General features: G+C 45.2%; 30 protein-coding genes. 19 read left to right on the top strand and 11 right to left on the bottom strand.

Annotated elements, in window-relative coordinates:
* Positions 1-162 precede the first annotated feature (162 nt).
* Positions 163-588 carry a (2Fe-2S) ferredoxin domain-containing protein gene (locus tag IQ263_RS20685; RefSeq protein ID WP_194069843.1) on the top strand — a complete coding sequence of 142 codons (426 nt, stop codon included), beginning with the start codon at positions 163-165 and terminating at the stop codon, positions 586-588.
* Positions 589-637: 49 nt separating this feature from the next.
* Positions 638-886, top strand: coding sequence for a hypothetical protein (locus IQ263_RS20680; protein ID WP_194069839.1), 249 nt, complete (start codon positions 638-640; stop codon positions 884-886).
* Positions 887-972: 86 nt separating this feature from the next.
* Here IQ263_RS20680 and IQ263_RS20675 read toward each other — a convergent pair whose 3' ends face one another.
* On the bottom strand, positions 973-1,182 hold the full coding sequence (locus tag IQ263_RS20675) for a hypothetical protein (protein ID WP_194069836.1): 210 nt from the start codon (positions 1,180-1,182) through the stop codon (positions 973-975).
* Positions 1,183-1,290: 108 nt separating this feature from the next.
* Between IQ263_RS20675 and IQ263_RS20670 the strand changes: the two genes are divergently transcribed.
* From IQ263_RS20670 to IQ263_RS20640, 7 genes are all read left to right on the top strand, one after another.
* Positions 1,291-1,935 (top strand): response regulator transcription factor, encoded by a 645-nt coding sequence (locus tag IQ263_RS20670; RefSeq protein WP_194011504.1) that lies wholly within the window; start codon positions 1,291-1,293, stop codon positions 1,933-1,935.
* Between the two features lie 96 nt (positions 1,936-2,031).
* On the top strand, positions 2,032-2,181 hold the full coding sequence (locus tag IQ263_RS20665; RefSeq protein WP_194069834.1) for a hypothetical protein: 150 nt from the start codon (positions 2,032-2,034) through the stop codon (positions 2,179-2,181).
* 88 nt (positions 2,182-2,269) lie between these two features.
* Entirely contained in the window at positions 2,270-2,791 is a 522-nt protein-coding gene (locus tag IQ263_RS20660) for a LabA-like NYN domain-containing protein (RefSeq protein WP_006633075.1), read from the top strand.
* Positions 2,792-3,132: 341 nt separating this feature from the next.
* Positions 3,133-4,767, top strand: coding sequence for a 2-isopropylmalate synthase (locus tag IQ263_RS20655; protein ID WP_194069832.1), 1,635 nt, complete (start codon positions 3,133-3,135; stop codon positions 4,765-4,767).
* Between the two features lie 144 nt (positions 4,768-4,911).
* Positions 4,912-5,712 (top strand): class I SAM-dependent methyltransferase, encoded by an 801-nt coding sequence (locus IQ263_RS20650; protein ID WP_194069830.1) that lies wholly within the window; start codon positions 4,912-4,914, stop codon positions 5,710-5,712.
* A gap of 313 nt (positions 5,713-6,025) precedes the next feature.
* Positions 6,026-6,343, top strand: coding sequence for an antitoxin family protein (locus tag IQ263_RS20645; RefSeq protein ID WP_194069828.1), 318 nt, complete (start codon positions 6,026-6,028; stop codon positions 6,341-6,343).
* Positions 6,337-6,819, top strand: a complete 483-nt coding sequence (locus tag IQ263_RS20640) for a PIN domain-containing protein (protein ID WP_194069826.1) — start codon at positions 6,337-6,339, stop codon at positions 6,817-6,819. The genes IQ263_RS20645 and IQ263_RS20640 overlap by 7 nt, the downstream gene beginning before the upstream one ends.
* 72 nt (positions 6,820-6,891) lie before the next feature.
* Here the strand turns inward: IQ263_RS20640 and hisC are convergent, their stop codons facing one another.
* From hisC to psaK, 8 genes are all read right to left on the bottom strand, one after another.
* Positions 6,892-7,938 carry a histidinol-phosphate transaminase gene (gene hisC, locus IQ263_RS20635; protein ID WP_194069824.1) on the bottom strand — a complete coding sequence of 349 codons (1,047 nt, stop codon included), beginning with the start codon at positions 7,936-7,938 and terminating at the stop codon, positions 6,892-6,894.
* Between the two features lie 44 nt (positions 7,939-7,982).
* On the bottom strand, positions 7,983-8,696 hold the full coding sequence (locus tag IQ263_RS20630; protein WP_194069823.1) for a glycerophosphodiester phosphodiesterase family protein: 714 nt from the start codon (positions 8,694-8,696) through the stop codon (positions 7,983-7,985).
* On the bottom strand, positions 8,696-9,559 hold the full coding sequence (locus IQ263_RS20625; RefSeq protein ID WP_194069821.1) for an alpha/beta fold hydrolase: 864 nt from the start codon (positions 9,557-9,559) through the stop codon (positions 8,696-8,698). The genes IQ263_RS20630 and IQ263_RS20625 overlap by 1 nt, the downstream gene beginning before the upstream one ends.
* Positions 9,560-9,743: 184 nt before the next feature.
* Complete coding sequence (locus IQ263_RS20620) at positions 9,744-9,962, bottom strand: hypothetical protein (RefSeq protein WP_194069819.1); 219 nt, start codon at positions 9,960-9,962, stop codon at positions 9,744-9,746.
* Positions 9,963-9,967: 5 nt separating this feature from the next.
* Entirely contained in the window at positions 9,968-10,777 is an 810-nt protein-coding gene (locus IQ263_RS20615) for a DUF928 domain-containing protein (RefSeq protein WP_194069817.1), read from the bottom strand.
* Positions 10,778-10,817: 40 nt separating this feature from the next.
* Positions 10,818-12,779 carry a CHASE2 domain-containing protein gene (locus tag IQ263_RS20610; RefSeq protein ID WP_333195167.1) on the bottom strand — a complete coding sequence of 654 codons (1,962 nt, stop codon included), beginning with the start codon at positions 12,777-12,779 and terminating at the stop codon, positions 10,818-10,820.
* Between the two features lie 180 nt (positions 12,780-12,959).
* Positions 12,960-14,156: a site-2 protease family protein gene (locus IQ263_RS20605; protein ID WP_194069815.1), complete on the bottom strand. Its 1,197-nt coding sequence runs from the start codon at positions 14,154-14,156 to the stop codon at positions 12,960-12,962.
* Between the two features lie 81 nt (positions 14,157-14,237).
* Positions 14,238-14,522 carry a photosystem I reaction center subunit PsaK gene (gene psaK, locus IQ263_RS20600; protein WP_194069813.1) on the bottom strand — a complete coding sequence of 95 codons (285 nt, stop codon included), beginning with the start codon at positions 14,520-14,522 and terminating at the stop codon, positions 14,238-14,240.
* 136 nt (positions 14,523-14,658) lie between these two features.
* Between psaK and IQ263_RS20595 the strand changes: the two genes are divergently transcribed.
* The 4 genes from IQ263_RS20595 (at position 14,659) to IQ263_RS20580 (ending at position 19,022) form a co-directional block, all read left to right on the top strand.
* Positions 14,659-15,306 carry a phosphoribosylanthranilate isomerase gene (locus IQ263_RS20595; protein WP_194069811.1) on the top strand — a complete coding sequence of 216 codons (648 nt, stop codon included), beginning with the start codon at positions 14,659-14,661 and terminating at the stop codon, positions 15,304-15,306.
* Between the two features lie 417 nt (positions 15,307-15,723).
* Entirely contained in the window at positions 15,724-16,275 is a 552-nt protein-coding gene (locus tag IQ263_RS20590; RefSeq protein WP_194069809.1) for a CPBP family glutamic-type intramembrane protease, read from the top strand.
* A 45-nt stretch (positions 16,276-16,320) separates the two neighbouring features.
* Complete coding sequence (locus IQ263_RS20585; protein ID WP_194069807.1) at positions 16,321-17,619, top strand: HEAT repeat domain-containing protein; 1,299 nt, start codon at positions 16,321-16,323, stop codon at positions 17,617-17,619.
* Positions 17,620-17,792: 173 nt separating this feature from the next.
* Entirely contained in the window at positions 17,793-19,022 is a 1,230-nt protein-coding gene (locus tag IQ263_RS20580; protein WP_194069805.1) for an RNA-guided endonuclease InsQ/TnpB family protein, read from the top strand.
* Between the two features lies 1 nt (position 19,023).
* On the opposite strand, the gene IQ263_RS20575 is transcribed toward IQ263_RS20580, so the two are convergent.
* On the bottom strand, positions 19,024-20,703 hold the full coding sequence (locus tag IQ263_RS20575; protein WP_194069803.1) for a BamA/TamA family outer membrane protein: 1,680 nt from the start codon (positions 20,701-20,703) through the stop codon (positions 19,024-19,026).
* 76 nt (positions 20,704-20,779) lie between these two features.
* On the opposite strand from IQ263_RS20575, the gene IQ263_RS20570 reads away from it, so the two are divergent.
* Positions 20,780-20,959, top strand: a complete 180-nt coding sequence (locus IQ263_RS20570; protein ID WP_194069801.1) for a hypothetical protein — start codon at positions 20,780-20,782, stop codon at positions 20,957-20,959.
* A gap of 65 nt (positions 20,960-21,024) precedes the next feature.
* Here the strand turns inward: IQ263_RS20570 and IQ263_RS20565 are convergent, their stop codons facing one another.
* On the bottom strand, positions 21,025-21,225 hold the full coding sequence (locus IQ263_RS20565; RefSeq protein WP_194069799.1) for a hypothetical protein: 201 nt from the start codon (positions 21,223-21,225) through the stop codon (positions 21,025-21,027).
* A 455-nt stretch (positions 21,226-21,680) separates the two neighbouring features.
* Between IQ263_RS20565 and IQ263_RS20560 the strand changes: the two genes are divergently transcribed.
* The 5 genes from IQ263_RS20560 to IQ263_RS20540 form a co-directional block, all read left to right on the top strand.
* The gene (locus IQ263_RS20560) at positions 21,681-22,508 is read left to right on the top strand and encodes an alpha/beta fold hydrolase (RefSeq protein ID WP_194069797.1); all 828 of its coding nucleotides are present in this window, start codon (positions 21,681-21,683) and stop codon (positions 22,506-22,508) included.
* A gap of 125 nt (positions 22,509-22,633) precedes the next feature.
* Positions 22,634-24,112: an ATP-binding protein gene (locus tag IQ263_RS20555; protein ID WP_194069794.1), complete on the top strand. Its 1,479-nt coding sequence runs from the start codon at positions 22,634-22,636 to the stop codon at positions 24,110-24,112.
* 489 nt (positions 24,113-24,601) lie between these two features.
* Complete coding sequence (locus IQ263_RS20550) at positions 24,602-24,961, top strand: VOC family protein (protein ID WP_194069792.1); 360 nt, start codon at positions 24,602-24,604, stop codon at positions 24,959-24,961.
* 3 nt (positions 24,962-24,964) lie between these two features.
* The gene (locus tag IQ263_RS20545; RefSeq protein WP_194069790.1) at positions 24,965-26,245 is read left to right on the top strand and encodes a recombinase family protein; all 1,281 of its coding nucleotides are present in this window, start codon (positions 24,965-24,967) and stop codon (positions 26,243-26,245) included.
* Positions 26,246-26,672: 427 nt separating this feature from the next.
* Positions 26,673-26,790: IS630 transposase-related protein (locus tag IQ263_RS20540; protein ID WP_194066405.1), on the top strand; the 118-nt coding region annotated here is incomplete at its 3' end.

Raw genomic sequence — 26,790 nt, 5'->3', positions numbered from 1 at the left:
TTGTGTATAAGAGACAGGGAGAGGGGGAGAGGGGGAGAAGATTTTTGATTGAGCGTCGAAATATACAAATTAAATGCAGTACAGCTTATGGGAGATTTGGTGATGGGGTGATGAGGTGATGGCTTTCGATCGCCCAAAAATTACTATTGACGAATGAATATAATGACAAAAAATCAGGATGAATCTTGCAACCAAGGCTTGAGGGCTTGTGTCAAAAGCCTGGGAATCGATCGAATCGACCGACATATTTTTATCTGTGCCGACCAAACGGTGCCTAAGTGCTGCGATCGAGAAACCAGTCTGGTAGCGTGGAATTACTTAAAAAAACGCTTGCAAGAATTGGGCCTGGACAAACCGAGTGCCGATCGGCCAAGCTGCATTTTTCGGACTAAAGCCAACTGCCTGCGAGTGTGCGCGTCGGGTCCGATTATGGTGGTCTATCCAGACGGAGTATGGTATCGCGACGTTACGCCCCCCGTCATCGAGAGAATTATTCAGGAACATCTGATCGGGCAGGAGGTCGTGGAAGAATACGCTTTTTTAACTCATCCTTTGCCACAGCCCGATCGCGGAAAACCAGCCATTTAAATTTATGTAGCGCTCTCAAAAAGCAGAGCGTTATAAATAAGGTGCTAAGTTGAAGGCTTTGAAGCTCAGATTCTCCGGCGCAAAAGGCGATCGCGATCGAACAACTGTACTTTCGGGTCAGTCTCTGGTAATCTTGCCGGTCGCTTTAATTTTTTTGAGGAGGGTGACGGGAAGAAGTTCGATCGGGCGACAATTTGCCCAAAAGTTTTTCAACAGCAGACATCAGGCAGTTTGCCAAACTACACTAGAAATAGTTAAATACGTAAGTAAGGAGTCTTTACATTTTTCTAAATTATAAAGTAACAATTAAAATTGGGGCATCAACATACAATTGAACGTATCCAGATTAAATATCTTACGCTAAGCGCTTCGAGCGGGTCGATCCTATAAATCAAGGCCCGACCACATCATCGATGACTGTTGGCGAGGAAGATAATTTTTGTTAACTTCAGCCGGATCGTCATGATTAATCGGGCGATCGTCAGTCATAGGTTTTGGCTTTGTTCCTAGTGGTAAGGCATTTACAAACAAAGTCCGATCGCTGGGAAAGAAAGCGGTAACACCCGCCCCGCTTTCCCCTGAGCGCAATAGCATCACTCGCTTTCGCCGTCCGCCGTCAAGGGGGCGGCGGTGTCAGCGGGGGACAAAAATAAACAAGTGTGAAAACGAGAAATTGTGCGGGGTACTGTAGCGGGAACAAACATGAAGGATAACTCAGGAGACCAAAAAAGGCTGATGCTGGTTGACGACGACCCAAACTTGATCTTGCTAGTCAAGGATTACTTAGAATTTCGGGGTTATAACGTCATCACAGCAGAAAACGGCAGACACGCCCTAGAAAAACTCGAAGAAGAAATCCCCGACTTGATCATCTGCGATGTGATGATGCCAGAAATGGACGGGTACACTTTAGTCAGACAAATCAGAGAAGACCCGCGCACGAACTGGATTCCAGTTCTTTTCTTGTCAGCAAAAGGTCAAAGTTCCGATCGAGTAAAAGGCTTGAGCACTGGGGCTGACGTTTATATAGTCAAACCTTTTGAACCCGAAGAACTGGTAGCTCAAGTAGAGTCTTCCCTGAAAGCAGCATCTCGTTTAATTCGCCACTCTACTCCAGGTATTGAGAGCGGCCCAAGAATTAAAGCCCGTCGCCATGTCGAATTGACTCCAACTGAGTTAAAGGTGGTACAGTTGCTAGCGCAGGGTATGGCAAACCGCCAAATAGCAGACATCATGAATGTTAGCCAGCGGACTATAGAGAGCCACGTCAGCAATATGCTAGGCAAAACAGGTCTGCACAACCGAACAGAATTAGCTCGCTGGGCCCTGGAAAGCAAAAAGGCTTGAGCACTTCTACCCTCAGCTATCAAATTACGGGAGTATAAGGTAAAGTAATGCGCTGGGTGCAAGCCTGCTTGGCGGTAGTTTCAACCCCAATTAACTTTGACCCAACAGCCGACAACGACTGAACATGAGTTATCGGGAATCTGGTTCGATCGACCTTGCTCGGTCGATCGAATGCAAGCAGCTTTAAAAGAACCCTCTGGCGGTAGAGCCGAAAATATGAAATACTGGAGGGATGGAGTTTTCTGAAGTTTAATCTATTGCCTCAGTTAGCTCCATATTGCTAAAATGTGATATTTAGATTAACTTCTTTCTACAATTATTAGGTCTAAGTTCTATGACAAACTTAATGAACCGCCTTTCTATTTTTGTTGACGGGAACAATATGTTCTACGCTCAACAAAAGAACGGTTGGTTTTTTGATCCTCGCAGGGTGCTCGAATATTTCAAAACTTCGCAGCCAAATGTCATCTTGATCAATGCTTTCTGGTATACGGGTTTGAAAGACCCGCAAGATCAAAGGGGATTTCGAGATGCTTTAATTAGTCTGGGTTACACGGTTCGTACTAAGATTCTTAAGGAATATTACGATGATGCTTCGGGCAGATATTCTCAAAAAGCTAATTTAGACATAGAGATTGTGGTTGATATGTTTAATACGGTAGATCAATACGACCAAGTTGTGCTGTTTAGCGGGGATGGAGATTTTGAGCGGGCGATCGAGCTACTGCGATCAAAAAATACTCATATTACTGTGGTATCCACCGAAGGAATGATTGCTAGAGAGTTACGAAATGCTACAGATAGGTATATAGACCTGAATGAAATTCGGGAACATATCGAAAAAATGGATTATTAGTCATTAGTCATTAGTCATTAGTCATTAGTCATTAGTCATTAGTCATTAGTCATTAGTCATTAGTCATTAGTCATTAGTTGTTGGGAATTGGTTATTAGTTATTGGTTATTGGTTATTGGTTACTTGCTACTTGCTACGAATTCCCAATTTCCCATTCTCAATTCCCAATAACAAATAACAAATAACAGTCAACAGTCACGAGTCAACAGTCATCAGTCAACAGTCATCAGTTATGGGTTATTAAATATTCGTTATTGGCGCGAGACATGGGACTGGTGACTGAAGGCTAAAAATCCAGAAACACAAACAAGTAAAAATCAGGAAAACACTTTTTTAGAGCTATGAAAACTCAACAAAGTCAAGACCGGGTGATTATTTTCGATACGACTTTGCGGGACGGAGAACAATCTCCGGGTGCATCTCTGAATGTCGATGAAAAGCTGACGATCGCTCGACAGTTAGCGAGATTGGGCGTGGATGTGATAGAAGCGGGTTTCCCTTTCACCAGCACGGGAGATTTTGAGGCCGTCCAAAAAATAGCGCGATCGGTCGGCACGGAAAATGGGCCGACAATTTGCGGTTTGGCACGGGCGAGAAAGCCGGATATCAAAACAGCAGCCGAAGCTCTGAAACCGGCGGTAAATTCGCGAATTCATACGTTTCTGGCTACGTCCGATATTCACTTGGAATACAAGCTGAAAAAGACGCGGGCTGAGATTCTGGAAATTGTGCCGGAAATGGTGGCCTACGCTAAATCTTTTGTGGATGATGTGGAGTTTTCGCCGGAAGATGCTTGTCGTTCGGAACCGGAGTTTTTGTATCAGGTTCTGGAACGGGCGATCGCCGCAGGGGCCACAACTGTTAATATTCCCGATACTGTTGGCTACACGACTCCGAACGAGTTTGGGGCTTTGATTCGGGGAATTAAGGAAAATGTGCCGAATATCGATCGCGCAATTATTTCGGTTCACGGTCACAATGACTTAGGATTGGCTGTTGCTAACTTTTTGGAAGCTGTGAAAAATGGCGCAAGACAGTTAGAATGCACGATTAACGGGATTGGCGAACGGGCGGGAAATGCGGCTTTGGAAGAGTTGGTAATGGCGCTTTACGTGCGCCGCCAATATTTTAATCCGTTCTTGGGCCGGCCAGCCGATTCTGAGGAACCGCTGACAAATATTGACTCGCGCCAAATTTACAAAACTTCCCGCTTGGTTTCCAATTTAACGGGGATGTTGGTGCAGCCAAATAAAGCGATAGTCGGGGCCAATGCTTTCGCCCACGAGTCGGGAATTCACCAAGATGGGGTGCTGAAAAATAAGCTGACATACGAGATTATGGATGCTGAGTCGATCGGCTTAACGGAAAATCAAATCGTACTGGGCAAATTATCCGGCCGCCACGCTTTTCACACTCGCTTAAAAGAGTTGGGTTTTGAAATGGCTGACGATGAGCTAAATAAAGCTTTTGTCAAATTTAAGGATTTAGCGGACAAGAAAAAAGAGATTACCGATTGGGATTTGGAGGCGATCGCCAACAACGAAGCCCACCAAGCGCCGGAACTGTTCCGGTTAGAATTGGTGCAGGTTTCCTGCGGCGACAAATCTCGCCCGACAGCAACCGTTACGGTGCGGAATCCATCGGGAGAAGAATTGACGGATGCTGCGATCGGCACCGGGCCAGTGGATGCGATTTACAGAGCAATTAACCGCGTGGTAAACGTACCGAACGAGTTGATTGAGTTTTCTGTACAATCAGTAACAGCCGGCATAGATGCGATCGGCGAAGTAACAATTCGTCTGCGCCACGAAGGCAAAGTATTTTCCGGTCACTCAGCAAATACCGACATCATAGTCGCCTCCGCAGAAGCATACATCAGCGCCTTAAATCGATTGTACGTGTCATTGCAGCCTGAAAAATCCTCCGAACAGCCAACTGCGATCGCAAATCAAGTTGTTGCACAAGCACAGCGCTGATCAATTTGCAGTCAACCATCTTGCTTAAACCAAACCGCAGACGAACCCAGATAGAAGCAGATCAAACTCAATTAATCTGCCTTAATCCGCGTTCATCTGCGGTTAAAAAATTAACTTAATTACCGAAAAATAATCATGTAAAAAATGCAAGAAGAAACCTTAAACAAAGAGCGAGAATTCCACGATGCCTGGGCATCAACAATAGATATTGACGGCATTCGAGTCAATGATTACTTTGAAGCTTGTACTGCCCCAGAAAATAGATTTATCCTCAAACAAATAGGCGATATTACCGGGAAACGCCTCTTAGATTTAGGCTGCGGTGCTGGAGAAAATAGCGTTTATTTTGCCAAAAAAGGCGCGCAATGCGTAGCTGCAGACTATTCTCAGGGCATGGTAGATGTGGCCTTGAAATTAGCAGAAAAAAACGGCGTTATTATAGAAGGTTGTACTGTCAATGCAATGGCGCTAGATTTTCCAGATAACAGTTTTGATATTGTTTACGCTTCTAACTTGCTGCACCATTTACCGGAACCAGAAAAAGCAATTCGCGAAATGCAGCGCGTGCTGAAACCAGGGGGAAAAGCTTGTTTTTGGGACCCGATGAAGCACAATCCGGTGATTAATGTTTACCGCAGAATGGCTACTGAGGTGCGGACTGAGGATGAAAGTCCTTTGGATATTAATATTGTGAATTTTGTCGAGTCTTTGTTTTCAAAGACGGCTTACGATACATTTTGGCTGGCGGCGCTGTGGATTTTTTTACGCTTTTATTTGATCGAGAAAATACATCCCAATGAGGAGCGTTACTGGAAAAAAATTATTATTGAACAAGAGAGATTGAAACCGGAATATTCTCGATTGGAAGGGTTGGATGGGTTGTTAAAGAAGTTGCCTTTGATGAAGCGGTTGGCTTGGAATTTGGCTGTGGTAGCAACGAAGTAATTAAAAGAAGGAAGTTCGGCAACGGATTATGTAACGGATGTAACGGATGTAACGGATGTAACGGATGTAACGGATGTAAGTCCGTCGGAAAAGGGAAGAGGGAAGAGGGAAGAAGAAGGCTTTAGTGGTAGGGTTCGTCAGTTTTGAGATTCTTGTATCAGCGCCGAAAGTATGATTTTGACGCGCCATTTATTGTCCGGTGCGTCAGTTTTGAGATTGTTTGTTTGTCGCAAAAATAATCGTAGCTGACGCACCCTACTTTCAACTCTAAAAGAAGTACAATAAGTCAAAGCATTTAATTAAGAGGCTAATTATGCCAGAAACTATTACTGCTGTCTACGAAAACGGGGTTTTGCGTCCCCTCAGTCCTTTGTCTTTCCAAGATGGGGAAACTGTGGAAATCACAATTGTAGCGGAAGTTTCGCCGGAAGAACTCAAGGGCGATCGCGAATTGGCGATTAAGTTGATGGATGTACGGGGATTGATGGGTGTACCAAACAAACAGGGTAAGCTCGATCGAGCAGAATTAATCAAGCGCGCCCAACAGTGGCGCGAATTGATGAAAAAAATGGAACCGCTACCAGGTAAACCTGTCTCAGAAATCGTTATTGAGGATCGCGGCCCGTGGTAAATGCTTATTTTGTCGATACTAGCGCTTTAGTCAAACGGTACGTGCCTGAAATAGGCAGTGAGTGGATTCTATCCATTACCGATCCTGTTACAAACAGCGATTTAGTTATTAGCCAGATTACTTGGGTGGAGGTACACAGCGCTTTTGCACGCCGCTTACGGGATGGAAGTTTGTCTGCGGAGCGCTTTGATTTAATTGTGCAAAAAGTGAGGGAGGATTTTGAAAATGAATACCGAGTTGTAGATGTCGATCGAACTTTGATAGAAACAGCCGCCGAATTGGTGATGCAACATCCGCTGCGGGCTTATGATGCTGTGCAATTGGCGGCTGCTTTGCGCGTTCAATCTGTTTTAAGATCAATGCCAGAAACTCAACTAATTTTTGTTTCGGCGGACAACCGATTGCTGGATATTGCTCAGTCGGCAGGATTGGCAATCGATAATCCTAATAATTATCCCTCATCAAACGGTTCGTAGTGAGGAATGCAAGTCCTAGGATGGATGGGGACACCAGGACGCACTACGAACCTATATTGCTGCGATGGTTATTTATAGGATTTCCTTCAAGGTTTTAACTAATATTTGATTCTGTTCTTCCGTACCTACACTAATTCGCAATTTGTCTTCTAATCGCGGCTGATTGAAGTATCGAATCAGTATTCCCCGTTGTTTCAGTGTTTGATAAATTCTTTCTGCATCGCCGCCCAGCGGCCTAACTAACAAAAAGTTGGTTTGCGATGGCCAAACTTCAAAGCCTAATTCTTTGAAAATGACGGCTAGTTTTGCTCTGGAAGCCTTGACTTTTTCGGCGTTGGCTGTTTTGTGCTCTGAATCTGCGATCGCACTCGCCGCCACCGCATAGGCTACAGCATCAACATTGTAGCTGTCTTTAATTTTATTTAATTCAGCCAGCAGCAGCGGATTTGCTATAGCAAAACCCAGCCTTAATCCCGCCAGCGAATAACCTTTTGAAAGAGTTCTCAAAACTATAACATTACTGTACTTTTTTGTCAACTCCAAAGCATTTTCTTCGGCGAAATCTACATAAGCTTCATCAATCACAAGAATACCCGATAACTCTTGAGCCAGTTTCTCCAAATCTGCCACAGATATGGCTGTTCCCGATGGACTGTTTGGCGAAGCTACAAATGTCACAGCACCTCTGGCTGCTATTAGCAAATCGACTGGTAACTGGTAATCGTCGGGATAAGGAACTTCGACAAATTGTGCATCTTGAATTTGTGCCAAAGTGCGGTACAATACATAGGTTGGCGCGGGACAAACAATCTGTTTTCCCGGTTCGCCCGCAGCGCGAACTATCAAGTTTAATAAATCATCGCTGCCGTTACCTACCGCAATCCAATCGTCAGGTACTCCCAAAACTTTACTAGCAGCAATGCGGAAATTTTTGCCCGTTGGATCTGGATAGCGCCGCAGCATTTCTCCGTCTATTTCCTGAAGCACTTTTAAGGCTTTGGGAGAAGGCGGATAGGGATTTTCATTAGAATTTAGTTTAATGATTTTGGTGCCTGCGGGTGGCTGTTCTCCCGGCACGTAACCCGACATTTCATGGATGTTTGTGCGAAAGTAATTCATCTATTATCTAGCGTTAACTTGCGTTAATTTGCGGTTCAAAAAAATTATATCAAACAATTAGTGACTATCCGATTTATACCCAAATCAATTAACTTTTGCATATCCGCTCGATCGTCCACCGTCCACGCCACAATGTCAACTCCCTGACTGCGGCTTTCTTGAATCAGTGCGGGATTTTCTAGCAAAATGCGATACTGGCTGCTAATCAAGTTATCGCCCTGCGCCACAGCTTGAGATAATTGAGTTTTGTATGCTTCTAGATTAGCAACAATGTGTCCGATCGCCAAATCGCCAGACAGCCGCCGCACTTGTGCCAAAAATTGCTCGCTAAACGAGGTAATGATGCACTTGTGTTGAATTTCTGCGCCCTGTAAACTATTGACAAAATCCGCCACTTCTGCATCCGACCATTCGCAATGCGGCTTGACATCAAAATAGAGAAATTTGTCAACTTTTTTCAGGATAACTAATGCTTCTGCGAAAGTAGGGATTTTTTGTCCTAAAAATTCATCACTAAACCATTTTCCCGCATTAAGTGTTTGCAATTGAGACAGCTTTTGTTCCCTGAATTTACCAGAAAATCCAGTGATTCTATCTAATGTTGCGTCGTGAAAAATCATCGGTACGCTGTCGGCTGATAGCTGGATGTCAAATTCGATCGAATTAGCTTTGCGGGCGATCGCCAGTTCAAAAGCTGCTAAAGTGTTCTCCGGGGCGATCGCCGAAAAACCCCGATGTGCGATAATTTCTACATTCACTATCTCGCGCCCTCTAAAAAATTGGCCACAGTTTGATTAAAAGTTTCCGGTTGAGTCAAAAAACACCAATGATTCCCCGGTACTTTTGTAGCGGTAAGATTTTTCAAGTATTTCTTGTACGGCTGCATTTGCCAATCCAGGCGATTTACGCCTTTTTCCGGCTGTACGAACAAAGTTGGGATTTCAATATTTTCAGTCAAACCGGCAACTTTCATCACTTCTGCAAATATCTGATTTCTGGCGGGAATCGTAAATTTACTACCCCAACTTCCGTCTAATTTTGGTTCGATTTGGTGTTGGAATATCATTTGCTGCGCGTCACTCCAACCGGCGTATTCTCCCGATTGTTTGGCTGCTGCTTCTGCTTGGGCTAAAGTCGCAAACGGGCCCATACATTTGAGACAATCTAATTTCCGGTAAACAATTGGGAGGGTGAGTTTCATCGCTGCGGGCAGTTTGGTGATGAAGATCGGGTCTACTAAAATCATACTGCAAAAGCGATCGGGATTTTGTCTCGCCCAAATCGGTGCTAGTTTTCCCGTCCAAGAATGTCCCAAAATGTGGCAGGAAGACCAGTTGAGATGTGCCATCAAAGCTTCTAAATCTGCGATCGCACTTGCAAAAGTATAGCCGGTTTCCGGTTTGCTGCTCTCTCCGTGGCCGCGCATATCCGGCGCTACAATATGATAGCGGTTCGCCAAGTAATTGCCGAGGCTAGTCCAGACAACAGCACTATCTGCTAAACCGTGCAACAGCAGCAAGCGCGCCACTTTTTCTGTTGCTTTTTCTGTCTCTGTTGCTGAGTTCCATTCTAGGTAAGAAAGTTCAATTTCTGGTAAATGTAAGCTTTTGCGAGCAGGCATAATTAAAGTTTTTTTTAAAATAGTTAAGCTGCAGATATCAGTAAGGTTCGTAGTGCGGACTAAAGTCCGCTATTCGGGTGCGGACTAAAGTCCGCACTACGAGCGAAACGGTTTTTGTGATGGCGATATACCGGGTATGATTTCATTTTTGAAACAAGCATTTTTTACCAAGCGTGGGAGCACCTCAAGAACTCGCAATATAATAAATCCACAATCGGTAGGAGCTGGTGTTTTTCATTGAGCGTGCGAGCATCTCAAGAGCTCGCGTATTGTACAACTCGCGAGTTTTTGAGGCGATCGCACTCAAAACATCCAAAACCCAGATGTTCCCGGCTTGACGCTGCGCCGGAGCCTTTTCTGGGTTATTTTGAATGTTTTGACGGTCGAATTGGCCGATCTTCAACTACTTTATGGTTGTGGTTCAGATACTTCAGTTTGGACGATCGGATCTTTGGCAATTTTGCTCAATTTCACTGAATCCAACAAGCTTTCCCAATCAGCCTTGAGGGTTGGATCGTCAGGCTGAGCCCGTCTTGCTGCAGCTAGGGTGCTGATGGCATCTTGCCAAATCCCATTTTCAGCATAAATAAAGCTTTTCTGGCGCGGATCTGCCTTTTCTAATTGACTGCGGATATCTGGACTGAGTTCAACTCGCCGCACAGTACCCATTTGGAACAGATCGCCGGATCTATCTTGAGGATTGTCGCAAATCACTGTCAAACTCCAACGGTAATTTTTTCCTACTTCCAATGGTGGCACATTTTTATTAGCGGGGATACTAACCTCGACAGTCCCTGATAAATTGCTAATTTCGAGAGTCTGTTTATAAATCTCCTTGTCGTTTGGATCTAGCAGACTAAATTCGGCTAATTTCGCTCTTATGGGAGGCCAGTTGAAAAAGAATGTTGGATAGTCGGAAACAGTCCGTGCGAAGTTATTTGGAGGAACTAAGGGTATGAGATATATTGGATTTGGGTTGGAGTCGAGCGCGCAGCCGCCGCGCGTACTTCGTGGTGTTACTGGTGGCTTGAACTGCATATCTATATCTTCACGGGGCTGAACGAAGCGCGGCCCTCCCGATTGAGTTAACGGTTTGCCGGGATCTTCCCTCGGCATTGGCTGTGCCAGACTTGCAAATTGGCAAGCGTTAAATGCTGCTATCAATAATATGGCACCAAAGGCGATCGAGTTGAAGCGAAAATTACTAATTTTTTTCATAACCGTTGCCGATGTTTTTTTTAATGTATATTGTCTCTGTTTACTTTGCAGACTTTTCTCCCAACACGCGGTATACATTTACTTTTTGATCCCTGCCTTTTAGAGGTAAAGCTCCCCAAGATTCTACCTCAAATTTTCCTTCTAGATGTACTAAAGTTTCTTCGCCAATCAAGATCCGGCAGGTGTCTTCTTGCCGATGTTTTTCGCAGCTTTCGAGGCGAGAAGCGATATTTACACTGTCGCCGATTACTCCATATTCTAAACGGGTTTTGCCTCCCAAGCTGCCCACGACGATCGGCCCTGTAAAAATTCCGACTCGCATTTTTGCCGCTGGTAAACCGCGATCGCTCCAATTTTGATTCATGGCTGGTAAGCGCGAACTTATAGCTAGAGCGCAAGATACCGCAAGGCGAGCATCTTCGGCAATTGCTTCGGGAGTTGTGCGGGGAATTGGCACCCCAAATACTGCCAGCATTCCATCTCCGGTAAATTTATTAATTACGCCTTGATGTTTTTGCACTTCCTCGGCCATTGCTGATAAATACTCGTTCAACCAAGGCATTACTATTTCTGGGGGTAGTTTTTCAGAAATTGTGCTAAAACCTTGCAAGTCAGTCAGCAGCATTGTAGCAGTTACTTTTTGCCCTGGCAATAGCCCGGACTGGAGGAGATGGACGCGCTCTTTCCACAAAGCATTGGCGATCGCCGGTGAAGTTTGCTGTCCTAACAGTTTCATTACAATTTCTTGCTGCTGTCTTGACTGGTGGTACTTGTAGGTGATGACCGCTACAGGGGCGATCGCCAAGGCCAGAGTCGGCGCTGTCACAGGTATCCACCCCTGTTGAGTGAATAGAAAAAATGTGAATCCCCATAAAATGCCACCAAGTGCGATCGCGCTAACGGTGAAACTGAGCGTATTTTCTAGCCGCCAAGCCAAACAGCCGCCAACTCCTCCCCAAACAGCAATCCAAAGCATTTCTTGCCATTCATCCCAAAACCAAAATAGCCCTTTACCATCTAAAACGGCGCTGATAATTTGGCTAGTTGCTGTTGCGTGAATCAATACTCCAGGCATCAGGCGGTTTTCGCTGACAGTAGCGCTGTAAGGAGTAGAAAAGATATCTCTTACAGTTGGGGCTGTAACGCCGATTAGCACTATTTTATCCTTTACCAATTTGGGGTCAACTTTTCGCTCCAAAACTTGACTTAGTGTCACCGTATTTGCGACATTTTTAGGAGAGCGGTAATTGAGCATGATTTGATAGCCTTGACTATTAATTGTCTGATACCCTCCTGAATCAGGCTTCAGTCGCGAAAACACTGTTTTTCCTATTTGAATTTCGTTATTTGCTGTAATTATTGTTTCTATTTTCTTGGTGTCAAAATAGTTATAAGCTAACCGCATTCCCAAGGAATTAAGCGTCGAATCTTCATAAAAAGTAAACATAAAATTGCGGCGAATTATGCCGTCTGGATCGACGATTAAATCGCTAAATCCTATCTGTTTTTTGGGTAGTTTCGGAGGCGGCCCAGCTCGCTCGCGCTCGGAGTTGCCGAGGGAGGTAATGGCGATGATTTTGGGGTTTTTGAATTGAGCGGCCAATTCTGCATTTCCCGGTTCGTAGGGGATATCGCGAATGATATCCATACCAATAACTGCGGGTTCGAGACGGGATAATTCGGCGAGCGTTTTTGCTAAAACGCGATCGGAAATCGGCCATTTATTAAAGGCACGAATATCCTCTTCTGTGATTTTTACTACCAGCAATCTAGGGTCAGCACCTGCATCGGTGTGCAACTGCACCATCAGGTCAAAAGCTTTTAATTCCAATGGCTGCAACCAACCTAAATGTCGCACTCCTAAGAGAGTTCCCGTCACGACAATCCAGGTCATCGCCAGAGGTTGCAAGTCAGCGAAGGGGAAGGAATTAGTTAAGTTTTTCCAACTCCAACGTTTCTCTCCCAATTGATGATGGAATCTCTTAAAGAATTTGGGCATCATAATTCTTTTTTTTCAACTTTATTGGACAAAGTACGATCGGAGGCGGTCATAATTAAAAGAATAATGCGATCGCCCTGAAGTTCCTTACAGCAAGGAAATTAGCTTTTCAGGTTTAAGGTTTATTTATGCACGCCTGATGGCATCTTAATGTCAATAATGCCGATTATTGATTCCTAATTTTTAATTGTTCTGTGCGGTTTTGGCGATCGCATTTAACTGCAATCCCTGGGGATAAATGTTCTCTTCTTTGCTGCGCTTGATGTCGGCTTCGGAAATCTGGGGTTTGAGGTATTTCGCCAAAACTTTCACGATGTCGCCCCGATCGATCGTCCCTAGGACTGAACCAATGGGCGAGAGGACGATGATTCGGGGGAGTTGACGGGCTTCCATGCTGTTAATGACTTCGGCGATGGATGCTTTTTGTGAGACTGTGGGGGTTTTTCCTAGGGGTTGCAAAATGTTGTGCAAAGTCTGAATTTGCCACTGACTGCGTTCTGTCAAGCGGATATCGTCGATCGACACTAAGCCCAAATCTCGCCCGTTGGTCGCAGCAATGTAAAATGGAAACGGGTTGACTTCTAACAAATAGCGATCGGCAAATTCTCGCAGAGTCAAATCTGCATCTACAACTCGAAATTCGCGGCTCATCGCATCAGCCGCTTTAGTTTTGAGCAGGGCTTCTTGCAGAGCAGCAAAGTCTCTGTAGGCTGTGGCATTCCGAATCGCAAACCAGCCGATTAGCGCAATCCACAAGCCGCCGTACTGGCGCGCTAACAAACATACACTTACACCAAAAACAACCGCCAACCAACCCAAAACTTGTCCTGTTTTTGCCGCCCAGCGAATGCCGACAAATCGAGAGCCGGTAATTTTCCAAATAGCTGATTTTAAAACTTGTCCTCCGTCCAAAGGCAAGCCGGGAATTAAGTTAAACAATCCCAAAACTAAATTTATTTCTGCTACCCTCTCTGTTACAATAGCAATCAAACTTGTTTGAGGGAGAACTTGAGAACCTAAACCGAGGATTAAAAACAGCGCGAAGCTGATTAGAGGGCCGGCGATGGCTACTTGAAATGCTTGACCGGGAGTTTTTGATTCCGAGTCGATCGATGCAACACCGCCAAATAAGAATAGAGTAATAGAATTAACTTTAATCCCTTGCGATAGGGCGGCCAAGCTGTGTCCGAGTTCGTGCAACAGCACCGAAGCAAACAGCAGCAGAGCTATGGCTAACCCAGCACTCCAGGAGAGGGCAGGCCCCCACAAGCGGTAACTGCTAGCATATTCGCGGGTTGCAAGGGCTAAAATTATAAACCACGAATAATCTATCAGTAGGGGGATGCCAAATAAAGACCCGATTCGCCAACCTGTCTGCATGAAATTTTCCTGGGAAAGGAGAGCAAGAAAGAGTTTCTATTATATCTGTTCTTCTGCTTGCCTTTCCCGTTGTCGCGGTTTCTACAGAACTCCGGCGTTACCCAAGCCCAAGATGACTCCAGCCCCCAACAAGTGGCCGAGGCTGGTTGTTGCCAGCAATTCCGGGATGCCGAAGCCTTTGAACATTCCGGGGACTGCAACGGGTAAAGCAGGGCCTTTGCCTCGGTTTTGCTTGTTGATGCCGTAGTAGCCGATCGCGATCGCCAGCAAATTGCATAAAATCATTGTCAGGCCTACCATTGGCGACCACTCCGGTGTTGAGGGAGTGGTAGACTGTATCGCTAACAGTAAAGATGAGTTAATCATGTTGTTATTTCCTGATTTCACAGATAAGATCGAGCGCTACAAAATTATAAAAAGCATTCTGCATTAAACTAAAATTTGTTTTATTAATTAACAATTTCTTTATATTTTGATACAAATTCATCGCGGAGGAAAAAAAGTGCGGGTTAAAATTTGCGGAATCATGAAACTCGATCAGGGAATGGCGATCGCCCGTTTGGGAGCTGATGCTTTGGGGTTTATCTGCGTGCCCGCTTCCCCGCGCTATGTCAGCCCCCAAACTATTCGCCCGATCGCGATCGAGTTGCCGGAAAATGTCGATCGCATCGGCGTTTTTGCTAACACCACAATAGAAAACATCTGTCAAGTAGCGATCGAGTCAAATTTAAACGGGGTGCAGTTGCACGGAGATGAAACAGCAGAATATTGCGCGAGACTGCGGGAGTTTTTGCCGGGAATTGAAATTATCAAAGCCCTGAGAGTTAAGACTCCAGAAACTTTAGCGACCGCTGCTATTTATGCCCTTCACGTCGATACTTTACTGCTGGATGCTTACCATCCCGCTCAACTCGGCGGTACTGGCAAAACTATAGACTGGGTGATGTTGGCAGAGTTTAAACCGCCTTGTCCTTGGCTGCTCGCCGGCGGTTTAACACCGGAGAATGTTTTAAATGCAATTGATAGCGCCAAGGGCAGTAATTTCAGCGGTGTTGACCTTTCTAGCGGTGTAGAAATAGCGCCGGGAAATAAAGATTTGACCAAAATTGCTCAGTTGTTTGCAAAATTAACTCAAATTGCTAATCATTGATAATTGGTAATTGAGAAAAAGCTAATTGGTAACGCACACTTTTTGCTTTTGATTCTGATGTACTAGACTTGAGTTGCAGAAGTCTTATCTCGATATTTTAACGGAAGATATCGGGCAGATTTAACCAACGATTGACGCAAAAAAATTCAGGGTGTTTGCCAATTTTGGCAATTGCTCGTCTGCTCAGTTCCCTCGCGCACCGCAATTCAAAAACTCGGTTTCTCCATCGCCCGTCTCTCGCTCGTCAGGCGCAACCTTCAAAGAAACCGGGTTTCTGCGATAATTTACGCATCCTCACCAAGAGCGAGGAAGAAACCCGGTTTCTGATTCCCCGCACACATCCCAGAAACCGGGTAATGACAAGGCCTTATTCCGACTACTAATATATCTTTAAAACTTTTAATGTTAAATTTGATTATGTTCAATTTTAGCGCGATCGGGCTGCTGGACTTACTGGCGCGCCGCCTCACCCTGGCTTTTTCAACTATTCCCGATTTCACCGACTGGCTGGTTACAGCTATGCTGGTGCTAGCTTACACTGCGATCGCGCTTCCCGTCGGTTTTTGGTCGGGATTTCTGAAAATAGACGTACAAACCTCTTGGCCTACCATTACCGGAGTGCTGATAGGCTGTTTGTTAACTCCGGGGCTGAGCGAGGAAGTATTTTTCCGCGTGTTAATACTGCCGCACCCTCGGGAGAATGTTCCTGGGTTAATGCTGTGGTTTTGGGGATGGGCGAGTTTGGTGCTGTTTGTAGTTTACCACCCGCTGAACGCGCTGACTTTTTATCCGATCGGTCGATCGACCTTTATGAATCCAGTGTTTTTGCTGCTAGCGGCAATTTTGGGAGTAGCGTGCTCCATCGCATACCTGCAAAGCGGTTCCATCTGGCCTGCGGTAGCGGTTCACTGGCTGGTTGTGACAGCTTGGCTGCTGCTATTAGGCGGTTACAGGAGGCTGTATGGTTAAATGTACAAAGTCCAGCATCACTATATTGTCAGGAGGAACTCCATCGTGGGTATCATAGGAGCGATCGTAGGTTTTTTGGCAGGGGTAGCAGTTGCTTACTCATTAGTGGAAAAACGATTAAAAAAGCAAAAACAAGAATACTTGCAGCAAACCCGAAGAATAGCTCAGGATATAGAACTAGCTCAGATATCTCGGATGCAGCCCACTGCAGATTCCCAGCCAGGAGAACAGGAAGATAAGCTTAGACAAGCCACTGTCGAACACGAAAATTTACTCAGACAAGTTACAACTCAATACGAAAGTCAACTCCAACAAATTGCCGCTCAATACGAAAATCAACTCCAACAAGTTCGAGCAGAACGCGATCAACTCCAACAAGTTGCTGGCGCACAGGAAAATCAGCTCAAACAAGCCAGCGAGGAATTAGAAGCAGCTCACAATGCTAAATTGCAAGAAAACCTGCAATCTTTGCAATCAGAACACGAAAATCATTTACTCAGAGTTGCTGACGAATTGCATCACAATTATCAAGCTCAAATCGAAGAACATTTGAAATCTTTGCAATCAGAACACGAAATTCGCTTGAAACAAACTGCCGAGGAATATCAGAACCGCGAGGTTGAGATGCAGTTACGTATGGAAGCTTTGCAAGAGGAATACGAGAGTCGGTTGCAAGCAGCTCACGAACAGTTGCAAGCTCACGAAACTCAGATGCAGACTACTATCGGGTCTTTGCAACAGCAGTACGAGAATAATGTCCAACAACAAGAAGTTCCCGATCGACAGTTTGGTCAGTTAAATCAAACAGAAGTTGGAGAATATTTACCCGAACCAGAATTAGTACAGGAACAGTCAAACGAGTTAAACCAAATAGAAGCTCAACAAGAGTTAAATGATACAGGTTTTTCGGAGCCACAATCAATTGATTCATATCAACAAACCGCAGTCGAACAACAGCCTGAAATAGCCAGACAATTAGCAACCTATTCGGTGGAGCAATTGATGGGATGCGTTCAAAGTCCAGACTCAGAAACGCGCAAGTTTGCAGCGTCTACTTTAGGTAACTTGGCTGCTGCGAATGCTCTGACAGACGACAGCGAGCGAGTAATAGAAACCTTGGGCCAATTACTTCGAGATTTGCAGCCAGAGGTGCGCGAAGCTGCTGTGGAAGCACTAGGATCGATCGAGTCGGAACAAGTAATTCCGCTGTTGGAACAAGCTTTGCTAGATACAGATAGGGCTGTGGCTGTGGCGGCTAGTGCTGCGCTCAATAGGTTGAAGTTTGATCCCCAGACTCCGGCGGTGCAACCGACAATTGTTGATATTGAGGAACCAAATAGTTAACTTTTGAGGGGGTTTGGGGGAGCTATAAGTCCCGCGCTGTACCCGTTGGGTCAGCGTTGGGATACATGGACTCCCTCAAGCAAATTTGATCCGGTCAATCAGGCGTAAAATTTGCCAGCTCGACCGACTAATTTTATTAGGAATATATATAATGCTAAAGGGAGGTGAAAACAATGCAGCATCAAGCCGTCAAAGTTAGACTGTATCCGACAACCCAACAGCAGACGATACTAGATCAGCATTTTGGCTGTTGTCGTTGGTGGTGGAATTACGCACTCAATATGTGTATTGAAACCTACAAAGCCACGGGTAAAGGCTTGACTCAAGTTGCGTTAAACAAACTCCTCCCAAACCTTAAAAAACAAGAAGAAACACAATGGTTGTCTGAGTGTTACTCTCAAGTTTTGCAATCAACTACGCTCAATTTGGTAACTGCTTACAAAAACTTTTTTGAATCCAGGGCTAAATACCCTAAATTCAAAGCCAAGAAAAACAGGCAGTCAATCCAGTACCCGCAGTCAGTCAAACTTGTTGGCGGCTCTCTCAAGTTTCCTGGTCGTGTCGGCACTGTCAAAGCCAAATTACATCGACCGATTGAAGGAACCATCAAAACCGTAACTGTCAGCATGACCCCTTCAGGGAAATATTATGCCTCCGTACTGACAGAACTCGAAGGACACAAGCCAGTTGCTTGCACCGATGGAAAAGTTGCAGGAATTGACTTGGGATTGAAAGATTTTGCTGTTGTCAATGATGGCATCAAAACATCCAAGTACCCAAATCCCAAGCATTTAGCAAAACACGAACGCAACCTCAAAAGGAAGCAGCAAAAATTAGCCAGAAAGCAGAAAGGAAGCAAATCTAGAAATAAAGCCAGGAAACTGGCTGCTAGGGTTTACGAACGAATTAGCAATGTCCGTCAAGACTACTTGCACAAGCTATCCAGAAAGCTTGTTGACGACAACCAAGTCATTGTAGTCGAAAACCTTCACGTTAAGGGCATGGTTCGCAACCACAAACTAGCTCGAGCAATTTCTGGTGTAGGTTGGGGAATATTTGTCAATTTCTTGCATTACAAGCTAGACCGCGAAGGTAAAGTGTTGGTAGAAATTGACCGATGGTTTCCTAGCTCAAAACTCTGTTCAAATTGTCATTACCCTGTTAGTGAAATGCCATTAAATGTTAGGGCATGGACTTGCCCTAGTTGTGGTACTCATCATGATAGGGACTCAAACGCTGCAACCAATATCAGAACAGAAGGAATCAGAATGCTATTGGTCTTGGGAACCAGGACTGCTGCTGATGGAGGGGATGTGAGTCCGAAGCTGGGACGCAAGTCTAAGCTGACGCAATCCCCGCTGAAGTCAGAAGCCCGCGCTGTACCGAAGGTCAGCGTTGGGTAGTTCACAATCGCTGTTTTGTGCCGAGCACAAATTTAGTTTCGCCGGAGTCGCCAATACCCACGTCTAAGCGAATTAATCCAAAGGGCGATCGCACCCTTAAACCCAACCCAACAGCCGCCCCAGTCCCCGGTTTATCCCTCACCGACGCCGGTTTTCCCAACACGCTGTCACCGGTTCCCAAATCCGAAGCAAAATCGGCAAATATCACGCCGCCGACATCCCTACCGACGGGAAACCGATACTCGCCGGAAGCCAAAAAATAACTCCGCCCGCTACCAATATCCCCGCTATCGTAACCCCGCACGGAATTGCGCCCGCCGAGGCGAAATGCTTCTGTTGGCGGCAAATCTCCGATGACAGTTCCCCCTTGCAAGTTAAAAGCCAGCATTTCTGGCAAGGTTTCGGACTCGCTGATGCCAAGCAAAGTGATTGGTATATATTGTATATAATTTGCTAAGAGGCGGTTGCTCACAATGTTACCGCGTCCCAGAGGTATGGACTGCTCGGTGCTGAGGGTGAGAATCGAGCCGCTAGTGGGGTTAAAGGGATTGTTTCGCCGATCGCGCGTCGCGCCAAAAGAAACAGTGTATAACTCATCCACGCCGGAACCGCTGAAAGTGAGAGGATTGCCCCGTTCGTCGCGGCGGGCAATATTTAAGTTGCGATCGCGCGTGCTGATATTGGTATAATTCAATCCTAAAGTTCCCCGCCAATCGCCCAAAGGTCGCGTAACAGCGAGATTTCCCCCGATCCGAATTTCCCGAACTCGATCGCCATTGGGCAAATCGATATCCTTGTTGAAAATTTCGGAGATTTTGCGATCGCCAAAAGCTCTCACACTGTATCCCAAACGGTCTTCGGCAGCAATGTAAGGGCTGACAAACTCGACATCGTACTGGATACCTCGGAGGCTGGGTTCAAGTTCCACCGATAGCCGCTGTGCGTTGGTGCCGAAAGTGCGATCGACATAGGAAAGAGGAATAGCAACACCAACATCATCGCTAATGCTAGCACTCGCGCCAAAAGAACGAGCCGATCGCTGTTGGACATTGTAAATTACATTAATATCCGTCCCTACTTCTTCAGTAGAAACCGTCACATTGTCAAACAATCCCAACTGCTGCAACTGCTGCAAGTCCGATCGTACAACTTGCTCGGTGTAATTATCTCCCGCCTTTAGTTTGAGCTCGCCCCTAATAAAATCTTCCGAAATTCTGCCAACAATCGGATTGCCTTTTTTATCAACTGCTTCGCCTCTGGAATTGACAAAGCGAATTTTCACCTCAGCCACATAAACGCCCTCAGCATTGCCCGCTTGACTGATTTGTCGAGTACCGCCTAGCTGTCGGGCGTTGGTGTTTACCGGTTCGGTTTCGGGTTTGGTGGCGATCGTCCCCGGAGTTTGTAACACAGATGTAAAATCTTTATGGCGATTCGACTTGAGAGAAGGCGATTTAACTTCTCCAGCAACCGCCAGCTCATCAGATGCCGGCAAATCCCGCACAATTGGACTCACCTCATCCTCATCCTCATCCCTCTGCGCCCTCTGCGCCTCTGCGGTTGCTTCTCTAACCTCCACTTGACGCGGTGCATCTGTCGGATCGAGAGCCCGCGCCGACAACTCCCCACCAGCCACCTGCGCCAGAGTCAAAAATGCAATAATCGGAATTCGCATCAGCATAAAATTAAAGCATACTCAACGCATATTACCGAAAATCGGTAGCGATGCCCAACATCAAATCGGGATTTAAACCGCGTTGACTCTAGCGATTCCCAGCATCCCCTCGCGCCGAGGCGGACGAAAGTTAGTACAGGCGCGGTTTCAACCGCCAGATAGCATCGCGCCGGAGAACACGATCGAACGAGCACAACTCACAGATTCACTACAATTAGGCCAAAAGAAACCCGGTATTTTGGAAGATACCGGGTTTCTGTGATGCGCTGAAAATTTGCCAAAGGTCGATCGCGGGCGATCGTAAAATTGGGGAAACCAAAAATTTATTTATAGAAATTGTCTAGAAACACGTTTCTCAAAATGAGCCTGAGTCTGCTGCAACAATTGTTCGCGACTGTCCTTAGCGGTAGTAATGCTAGGGAGCAAATTGCGAGCTTGTAAAGTCATGTGAAGCTGTAGGTGTGCTACGTACTCACTGACGTCTTCGCGCACGGAGCAAGCTGGGTAACGTTTTAAAGTAGAGTTCAAAGTGTTCTCCTGCTTTGAGTTTGCAGTAGTTTCAATAATATTAGAGAGTATCACGGTCTACATCTAATTGCCTATTCCGCAATGAAGTTTAACCTTTGGGAGGCTTTTTTGTTACAATTGTTTACATATAATATTGCTTAAATAAATAAATCTACCCGATCAAAGGTAAAATACCGATCGCTAAAAAGCCCGCTGTGTATGTCTTCTTCCTTCTGTCCTAGATAACTAAAGCCCTCTCCCCTCGGACTGATGACGTTGTACCGAAAGCTCGGAGGCAACAGCAAAACATGACTGATGACTACCCTTCGACTTCGCTCTTCGGGCAAGATGACTAATGACGTTGTACGGAAAGCTCGGAGGCGACAGCAAAACATGACTGATGACTGATGACTAATGACTAATGACTTCTTCCCTCTTCCTTCTTCCTTCTACAAATTATCAGGAGTCGATCGCCCGTGCAGTCAATAGCAATAGCACACAAGCACACACTAACCACATTTGTCAATAGCAGCAGCCAAACAGCCGCCTACCTCGACATCGGCAGCGGCCCACCGTTATTGCTGCTGCACGGTTTCTTCGGAGAAAAGACTTGCTGGCTGCCATTAATTGAAATATTGCAATCTCAGTTTCGGTGCATCAGTTTAGATATGTTAGGTTTTGGAGAATCCAGCCAACCACAAATCCAGTACGACGTAGCCGTAGAAGTTGCCTTTGTGCGACAAGTTATAGAACAACTAAACATCGAACCCTGCAGCATCATCGGGCATTCTTTTGGCGGTTGGGTAGCCTCTGCATATGCCCTCAAATATCCTAATTCCGTCAGCAGTTTAATATTAGCAGCACCGGCCGGAATTCGGGACGACAGTTTTTGCGGTCAATACGATGCTTTGCGGCCGCTGCTGTGGCAAACCCCAGTAGTTGATTGGGCCTTGCAGTTAGCCAAACCTGTGGCTCGTCTAGCAGGAAAAAGTGACAAATTGCAGGAAATTTCCGGGTGGCGGCGCGAGTTAATGTCTCAACCAGTAGCCCGGTCATTTTTAATGAGCCGGATGCGGCCCGAAGACGCAGTTGATACAGTAGAAAAAGAAATTCACAAATTACAAATTCCTACCTTAGTCATCGCCGCTATGGACGACGAAACAATTCCTCTGTGGCACTGTGAAACCTACGCCAAGGAGATACCGGGGGCCGAATTAGTAATTATTCCCAACGCCTCCCACGGGTTGCCACAAACTCAACCTCAATTCATCGCGAAGTTGATTTGTAAATTTTGGGATAATTAAGAAAACCTTTGCCAAAAGCCGCATTCTAAAAATTGTGATAGACAACTAATGAAAAATAATTGTATTTTAGGATACTACTTCCACAGAAAATACATAATATATTAGTAGTATTGTAATTTTTTTTTATGTCTATCACATCTTGTGTCAGCACGAAATACAGACATTTAGTAGATTCTGAGGTATTACGAATGGCAGTGCTGAGCAACTACTTTAATCTGGAAGAAATTACCACAGCCAGAAAAGTTAGTGCTGCAGTAATCAACATCAGCGGTCGCCAGCGAATGCTTTCCCAGCGATCGGCTTTTTTTTGCATGAGGTTAGTTTGCTCTCAGAATGCTGCAGAAAGAGCAAAACTGCGGGGGAATTTGTTACAGGCGATCGCGCTTATGGACAAATCGCACCGCGACTTAATTAATACTCACAGCAGCAACTTATTGAGTCCCCCTTCACCCACCGTCAAAGCAATGTATTTTGAGGGGCCGCTATACCTAGACAAGCAAGTGCGCGAATATATCCATCGAATAAAAGCATTAATGCAAGTTCCCGATGCCGAACTCAGCCTAGAAAATCCCGATCTAAAGTACATTATCGCAGCAGCGGGCGACGAATTGCTAGCAGCTTTCGATGCTGTCGTGAGTCAGTACCAGCAAGAAAGCGAAATCGAACAATTTGAAATCGACCTCAAACAGGTTGAACTGTATCAAGAAAGCTGTGCTGCTACCTCGAAAGCCGAAACTCAAGCTGCCGAGATCGATCGCGCACTTCGCGAACTCAAACAAACTCAAGCCCAACTGATGCACAGCGAAAAAATGTCTTCGATAGGAGCATTAATGGCCAGCATCGTCCACGAAATTAACAACCCAGTTAGTTTTATTCACGGCAACTCGATCCATGCCAAAACTTATACTGAAGATTTGCTGCACCTGCTATGTCTCTATCAAGAATACAATCCTAATCCCTGTGCCAAAATTAAAGAGACAATCGCAGAAATAGACCTCGATTTTCTAGTTAAAGACTTGCCTAAAGTTATGTCTTCCATGCAAATTGGTGCGGAACGAATTCGCGAAATTGTCAAATCTATGGGCAGCTTTTCGCGAACAGATAACAGTAAAATGACGCAGTGCGACTTGCACGACAGCATCGATAGCACCATCTTAATTTTGCGAAACCGTCTCAATGCTAAAACAGACCGTCCCGACATTCAAATAATTAAAAATTATGAAAAACTTCCTGGTGTAGAGTGTTATGCCGGACAGATAAATCAAGTGTTTATGAATCTAATTAGTAACGCGATCGATGCTTTAGATGAGACTGCACAAAATCAACCAAATGCTGCGTTAAAAATTTATATCCGCACAGAAGTAGCAGGGAGCGATCGCGTGAGAGTGCGGATTACTGACACGGGAGGGGGAATGACAGCAGAGGTAAAAGAACGAATGTTCGAGCAATTTTTTACCACAAAGGCGATCGGTAAAGGTACAGGCTTAGGATTGTCTATTGTCTACAAAATCCTAGTAGAAAATCACCGAGGAACGCTCAGGTGCGAATCAGAAGCGGGGAAGGGAACAGAGTTTATTATTGAACTGCCGGTGGAGCAAATTTAAGCAATTTATCAAACTCAAAATTTATCCAATTTATCCGTAACATTTGCCTAGATTCGATTTTTCGCAGTGAAAAATTACACATATCCTAATTTAGTTGTTTCTAGTTTCCAAATAAAATACCTCGTAATAATTGCCACTCACTTCATCGGCAAGTTACCTAACTTCGGCAATTTTTTAATTGTGAATAGCTGCGAATTCAGCAGATTGAGGTGGAGTAAAGTGCTTTATTTTGGGAATGATATCGAGTTCGGAACTCGCGTAAAATTTTTCGGTTTCAGCCGCTAGGTGAGAGCAGCATTTTTTTGATTGCCAGTGCAAAATTCAGCATTAACTTATATAAATAATATTGCTTAAATTGTGGTAATCAGTATTAAAAGTGACAGCTAGTGTTATCATGTCAAAAATTAACAAACATCAACCAATCTGCGTTGATCGGCGCTCATCAGCCAGCATCAGCGGTCAAAAAATTAATATTCAACAAAAATAAAAATGCAAATTACTCAACCCCTCCACTGTGCTATCCTAGTTTCCCAACTAGAAACATCTGAACACTTTTACAGCAATGTATTAGGACTGCAAAAAATCGATCGAGAATTAAAATTTCTCGGAATCTGGTATCAAATCGGCAACTTCCAGCTTCACCTAATTTTAGCAGCAACAATTATACCAGATGCCATAGATTCCCAAAAATTGGGACGCAACCGACATCTAGCATTTTCTGTGGCAAACTTAGAGGAGGCAAAACAACAATTAATAGCCAGCAATTGTCCGGTACAAATGAGTGCGTCAGGTCGATCGGCATTATTTACCCAAGATCCCGACGGTAACATCATTGAACTCAGCGAGTAACAGATGAAAATCATCGCCTACTCTTACAGCGAACCGCTACTAGAAGCTGCGCCAGCGCCCGAAATTTGGGGCCAAGAGGTCGATCGCATCTATCAAGACTTAGGAGGGCGACAGCAACTGCAACAACTCCTAAAAGATTGCCAAGCAGAACCAGTCAAATACCTATTAATTCAGCGCTTTGAAGAACTGGGCGACACAGTACAGCAAGTGTGCGCGCACCTAGAAAAACTCGAAAACCTCGGCATCGAACTCATTGTCACAGACGAAAAACAAACCGAAAATAGAGCAAACTTACTCAAACTCCTCGCAGAAGTCCAGCGCAGCCAACACAGCCGCAGCATTCGCAAAGGACACGCCCGCAACCGCATCAAATCCCTTCCCCCACCAGGAAAAGCCCCCTACGGCTACCGGCGCGGCAAAGACAAATATACGATCGACAAAACCGCTTCCCCCGCCGTCAAAGACTTTTTTGATCACTTTCTCATCTACGGTTCCCTGCGCGGTTCCGTGCGCCATTTAGCAAAGAAATACAACAAAAAAATCTCCGTCAGCACAGGCCGCCGCTGGCTGACAAATCCCGCCTACCGAGGCGATTTAGAATATCAAAAGGGCCAAGTCATTTCTAACACCCACGTCCCGATTATTTCCAGAGAAGAAGCCGCCCAAATAGACCGATTGTTGCGCCGCAACCGCCACCTTTCTCCCCGCAGCGCCAGCGCCCCGCGTTCCCTCGCAGGTTTAGCAATTTGTGCGGAATGTCGATCGCCCATGACAGTCGCAAAAGTCACCTCCTACCGCAAAGATCGAGAATACCTTTATTTGCGACCGATTAACTGTCTGTCCCAGCCCAAATGCAGCGGTATTTCCTACGAAGAAGTATTGCAATTAACTATAGCAGGAATTTGTCGGGATTTGCCCGATGCCGTCGCCCAGTTGCAAATGCCGCAGATGAACGCAATTAAAGCAGGAATTGCCGGATCTATCTGCTCGAAACAAGAAATCATAGAGCAATTACCAGCCCTGATTGAAAGTGGCATTTTTGACAAAGAAACCGCCGAACTGAGAGCCTACAAAGTCCGCACGGAAATAGCCGAAATGCAAAGCAGGCTCGCACAATTGCCCCCGGTCAACTTGCGAGAAACCGCGCAAACAGTTTCTCTTCCCCAGTTTTGGCTGGATTTGTCGGAATCGGAACGCAGGTTTTATTTTCGTGAGTTTATCGATCGCATTGAGATAGTCCGGGAAAATTCCCTATTGAAACTGCAAATTATTTTCATTTTTTAACAGTCGTAAATCAGCCCGGACTTGCTATAGCTTTTCTCAAAAAGGTGATATCATTTCCGGTCGATTACCATAGAAAATACTGTTTGTGCGTGTCCACAAAAGTACCAAATATTGAGCCTATGCAAGCCCGCACTACGAACCTTACTTATTGTGGTAAATCGATAGGACACGATCTGAGAATTCAGTCGATTTTAGATTGAATAATTTTAGTCAACGTAGGGTGCGTCGCCAAGAACAACTCTCGCTATCAACTAAAATTAAACGAGTGACGCACCCTACAACTGATAACTTAAGTAAACCGTATTGCATCATAGGAGAGATCGAAAGACTATATAACTTAGCAATGAGTTTTATAGTCATTTCAAATAAGTATGATACTATTTAAAAATGAGGTAAAATTAATAAAAATAGTGAACCCGCTAGGAAAATGTCTTACAGTATTGATTTGAGAAAAAGAGTAGTGGATTATGTAGAAAATGGCGGTCGTATCGCTCAAGCTGCCGGACTTTTTAAGGTAGGAAGGGCAACGATATATCGGTGGCTGG

This window comes from Tychonema sp. LEGE 06208 (genome assembly GCF_015207505.1).
Classification (GTDB): domain Bacteria; phylum Cyanobacteriota; class Cyanobacteriia; order Cyanobacteriales; family Microcoleaceae; genus Microcoleus.
The sequence above is the reverse complement of the archived record's forward strand: the minus strand, read 5'-3'. Positions and strand labels throughout refer to the sequence as shown.

Excerpts from the sequence above, each read along its gene's own strand:
- IQ263_RS20605 (WP_194069815.1), bottom strand. The coding sequence starts at position 14,156 with ATGCAGACAGGTTGGCGAATCGGGTCTTTATTTGGCATCCCCCTACTG.
- IQ263_RS20655 (WP_194069832.1), top strand. The coding sequence starts at position 3,133 with ATGAAAACTCAACAAAGTCAAGACCGGGTGATTATTTTCGATACGACT.
- IQ263_RS20670 (WP_194011504.1), top strand. The coding sequence starts at position 1,291 with ATGAAGGATAACTCAGGAGACCAAAAAAGGCTGATGCTGGTTGACGAC.
- IQ263_RS20685 (WP_194069843.1), top strand. The coding sequence starts at position 163 with ATGACAAAAAATCAGGATGAATCTTGCAACCAAGGCTTGAGGGCTTGT.
- IQ263_RS20675 (WP_194069836.1), bottom strand. The coding sequence starts at position 1,182 with ATGCTATTGCGCTCAGGGGAAAGCGGGGCGGGTGTTACCGCTTTCTTT.
- IQ263_RS20590 (WP_194069809.1), top strand. The coding sequence starts at position 15,724 with ATGTTCAATTTTAGCGCGATCGGGCTGCTGGACTTACTGGCGCGCCGC.
- IQ263_RS20660 (WP_006633075.1), top strand. The coding sequence starts at position 2,270 with ATGACAAACTTAATGAACCGCCTTTCTATTTTTGTTGACGGGAACAAT.
- IQ263_RS20555 (WP_194069794.1), top strand. The coding sequence starts at position 22,634 with ATGTCTATCACATCTTGTGTCAGCACGAAATACAGACATTTAGTAGAT.
- IQ263_RS20625 (WP_194069821.1), bottom strand. The coding sequence starts at position 9,559 with ATGCCTGCTCGCAAAAGCTTACATTTACCAGAAATTGAACTTTCTTAC.
- IQ263_RS20580 (WP_194069805.1), top strand. The coding sequence starts at position 17,793 with ATGCAGCATCAAGCCGTCAAAGTTAGACTGTATCCGACAACCCAACAG.
- IQ263_RS20610 (WP_333195167.1), bottom strand. The coding sequence starts at position 12,779 with ATGATGCCCAAATTCTTTAAGAGATTCCATCATCAATTGGGAGAGAAA.
- psaK (WP_194069813.1), bottom strand. The coding sequence starts at position 14,522 with ATGATTAACTCATCTTTACTGTTAGCGATACAGTCTACCACTCCCTCA.
- IQ263_RS20650 (WP_194069830.1), top strand. The coding sequence starts at position 4,912 with ATGCAAGAAGAAACCTTAAACAAAGAGCGAGAATTCCACGATGCCTGG.
- hisC (WP_194069824.1), bottom strand. The coding sequence starts at position 7,938 with ATGAATTACTTTCGCACAAACATCCATGAAATGTCGGGTTACGTGCCG.
- IQ263_RS20615 (WP_194069817.1), bottom strand. The coding sequence starts at position 10,777 with ATGAAAAAAATTAGTAATTTTCGCTTCAACTCGATCGCCTTTGGTGCC.
- IQ263_RS20550 (WP_194069792.1), top strand. The coding sequence starts at position 24,602 with ATGCAAATTACTCAACCCCTCCACTGTGCTATCCTAGTTTCCCAACTA.
- IQ263_RS20545 (WP_194069790.1), top strand. The coding sequence starts at position 24,965 with ATGAAAATCATCGCCTACTCTTACAGCGAACCGCTACTAGAAGCTGCG.
- IQ263_RS20645 (WP_194069828.1), top strand. The coding sequence starts at position 6,026 with ATGCCAGAAACTATTACTGCTGTCTACGAAAACGGGGTTTTGCGTCCC.
- IQ263_RS20575 (WP_194069803.1), bottom strand. The coding sequence starts at position 20,703 with ATGCTGATGCGAATTCCGATTATTGCATTTTTGACTCTGGCGCAGGTG.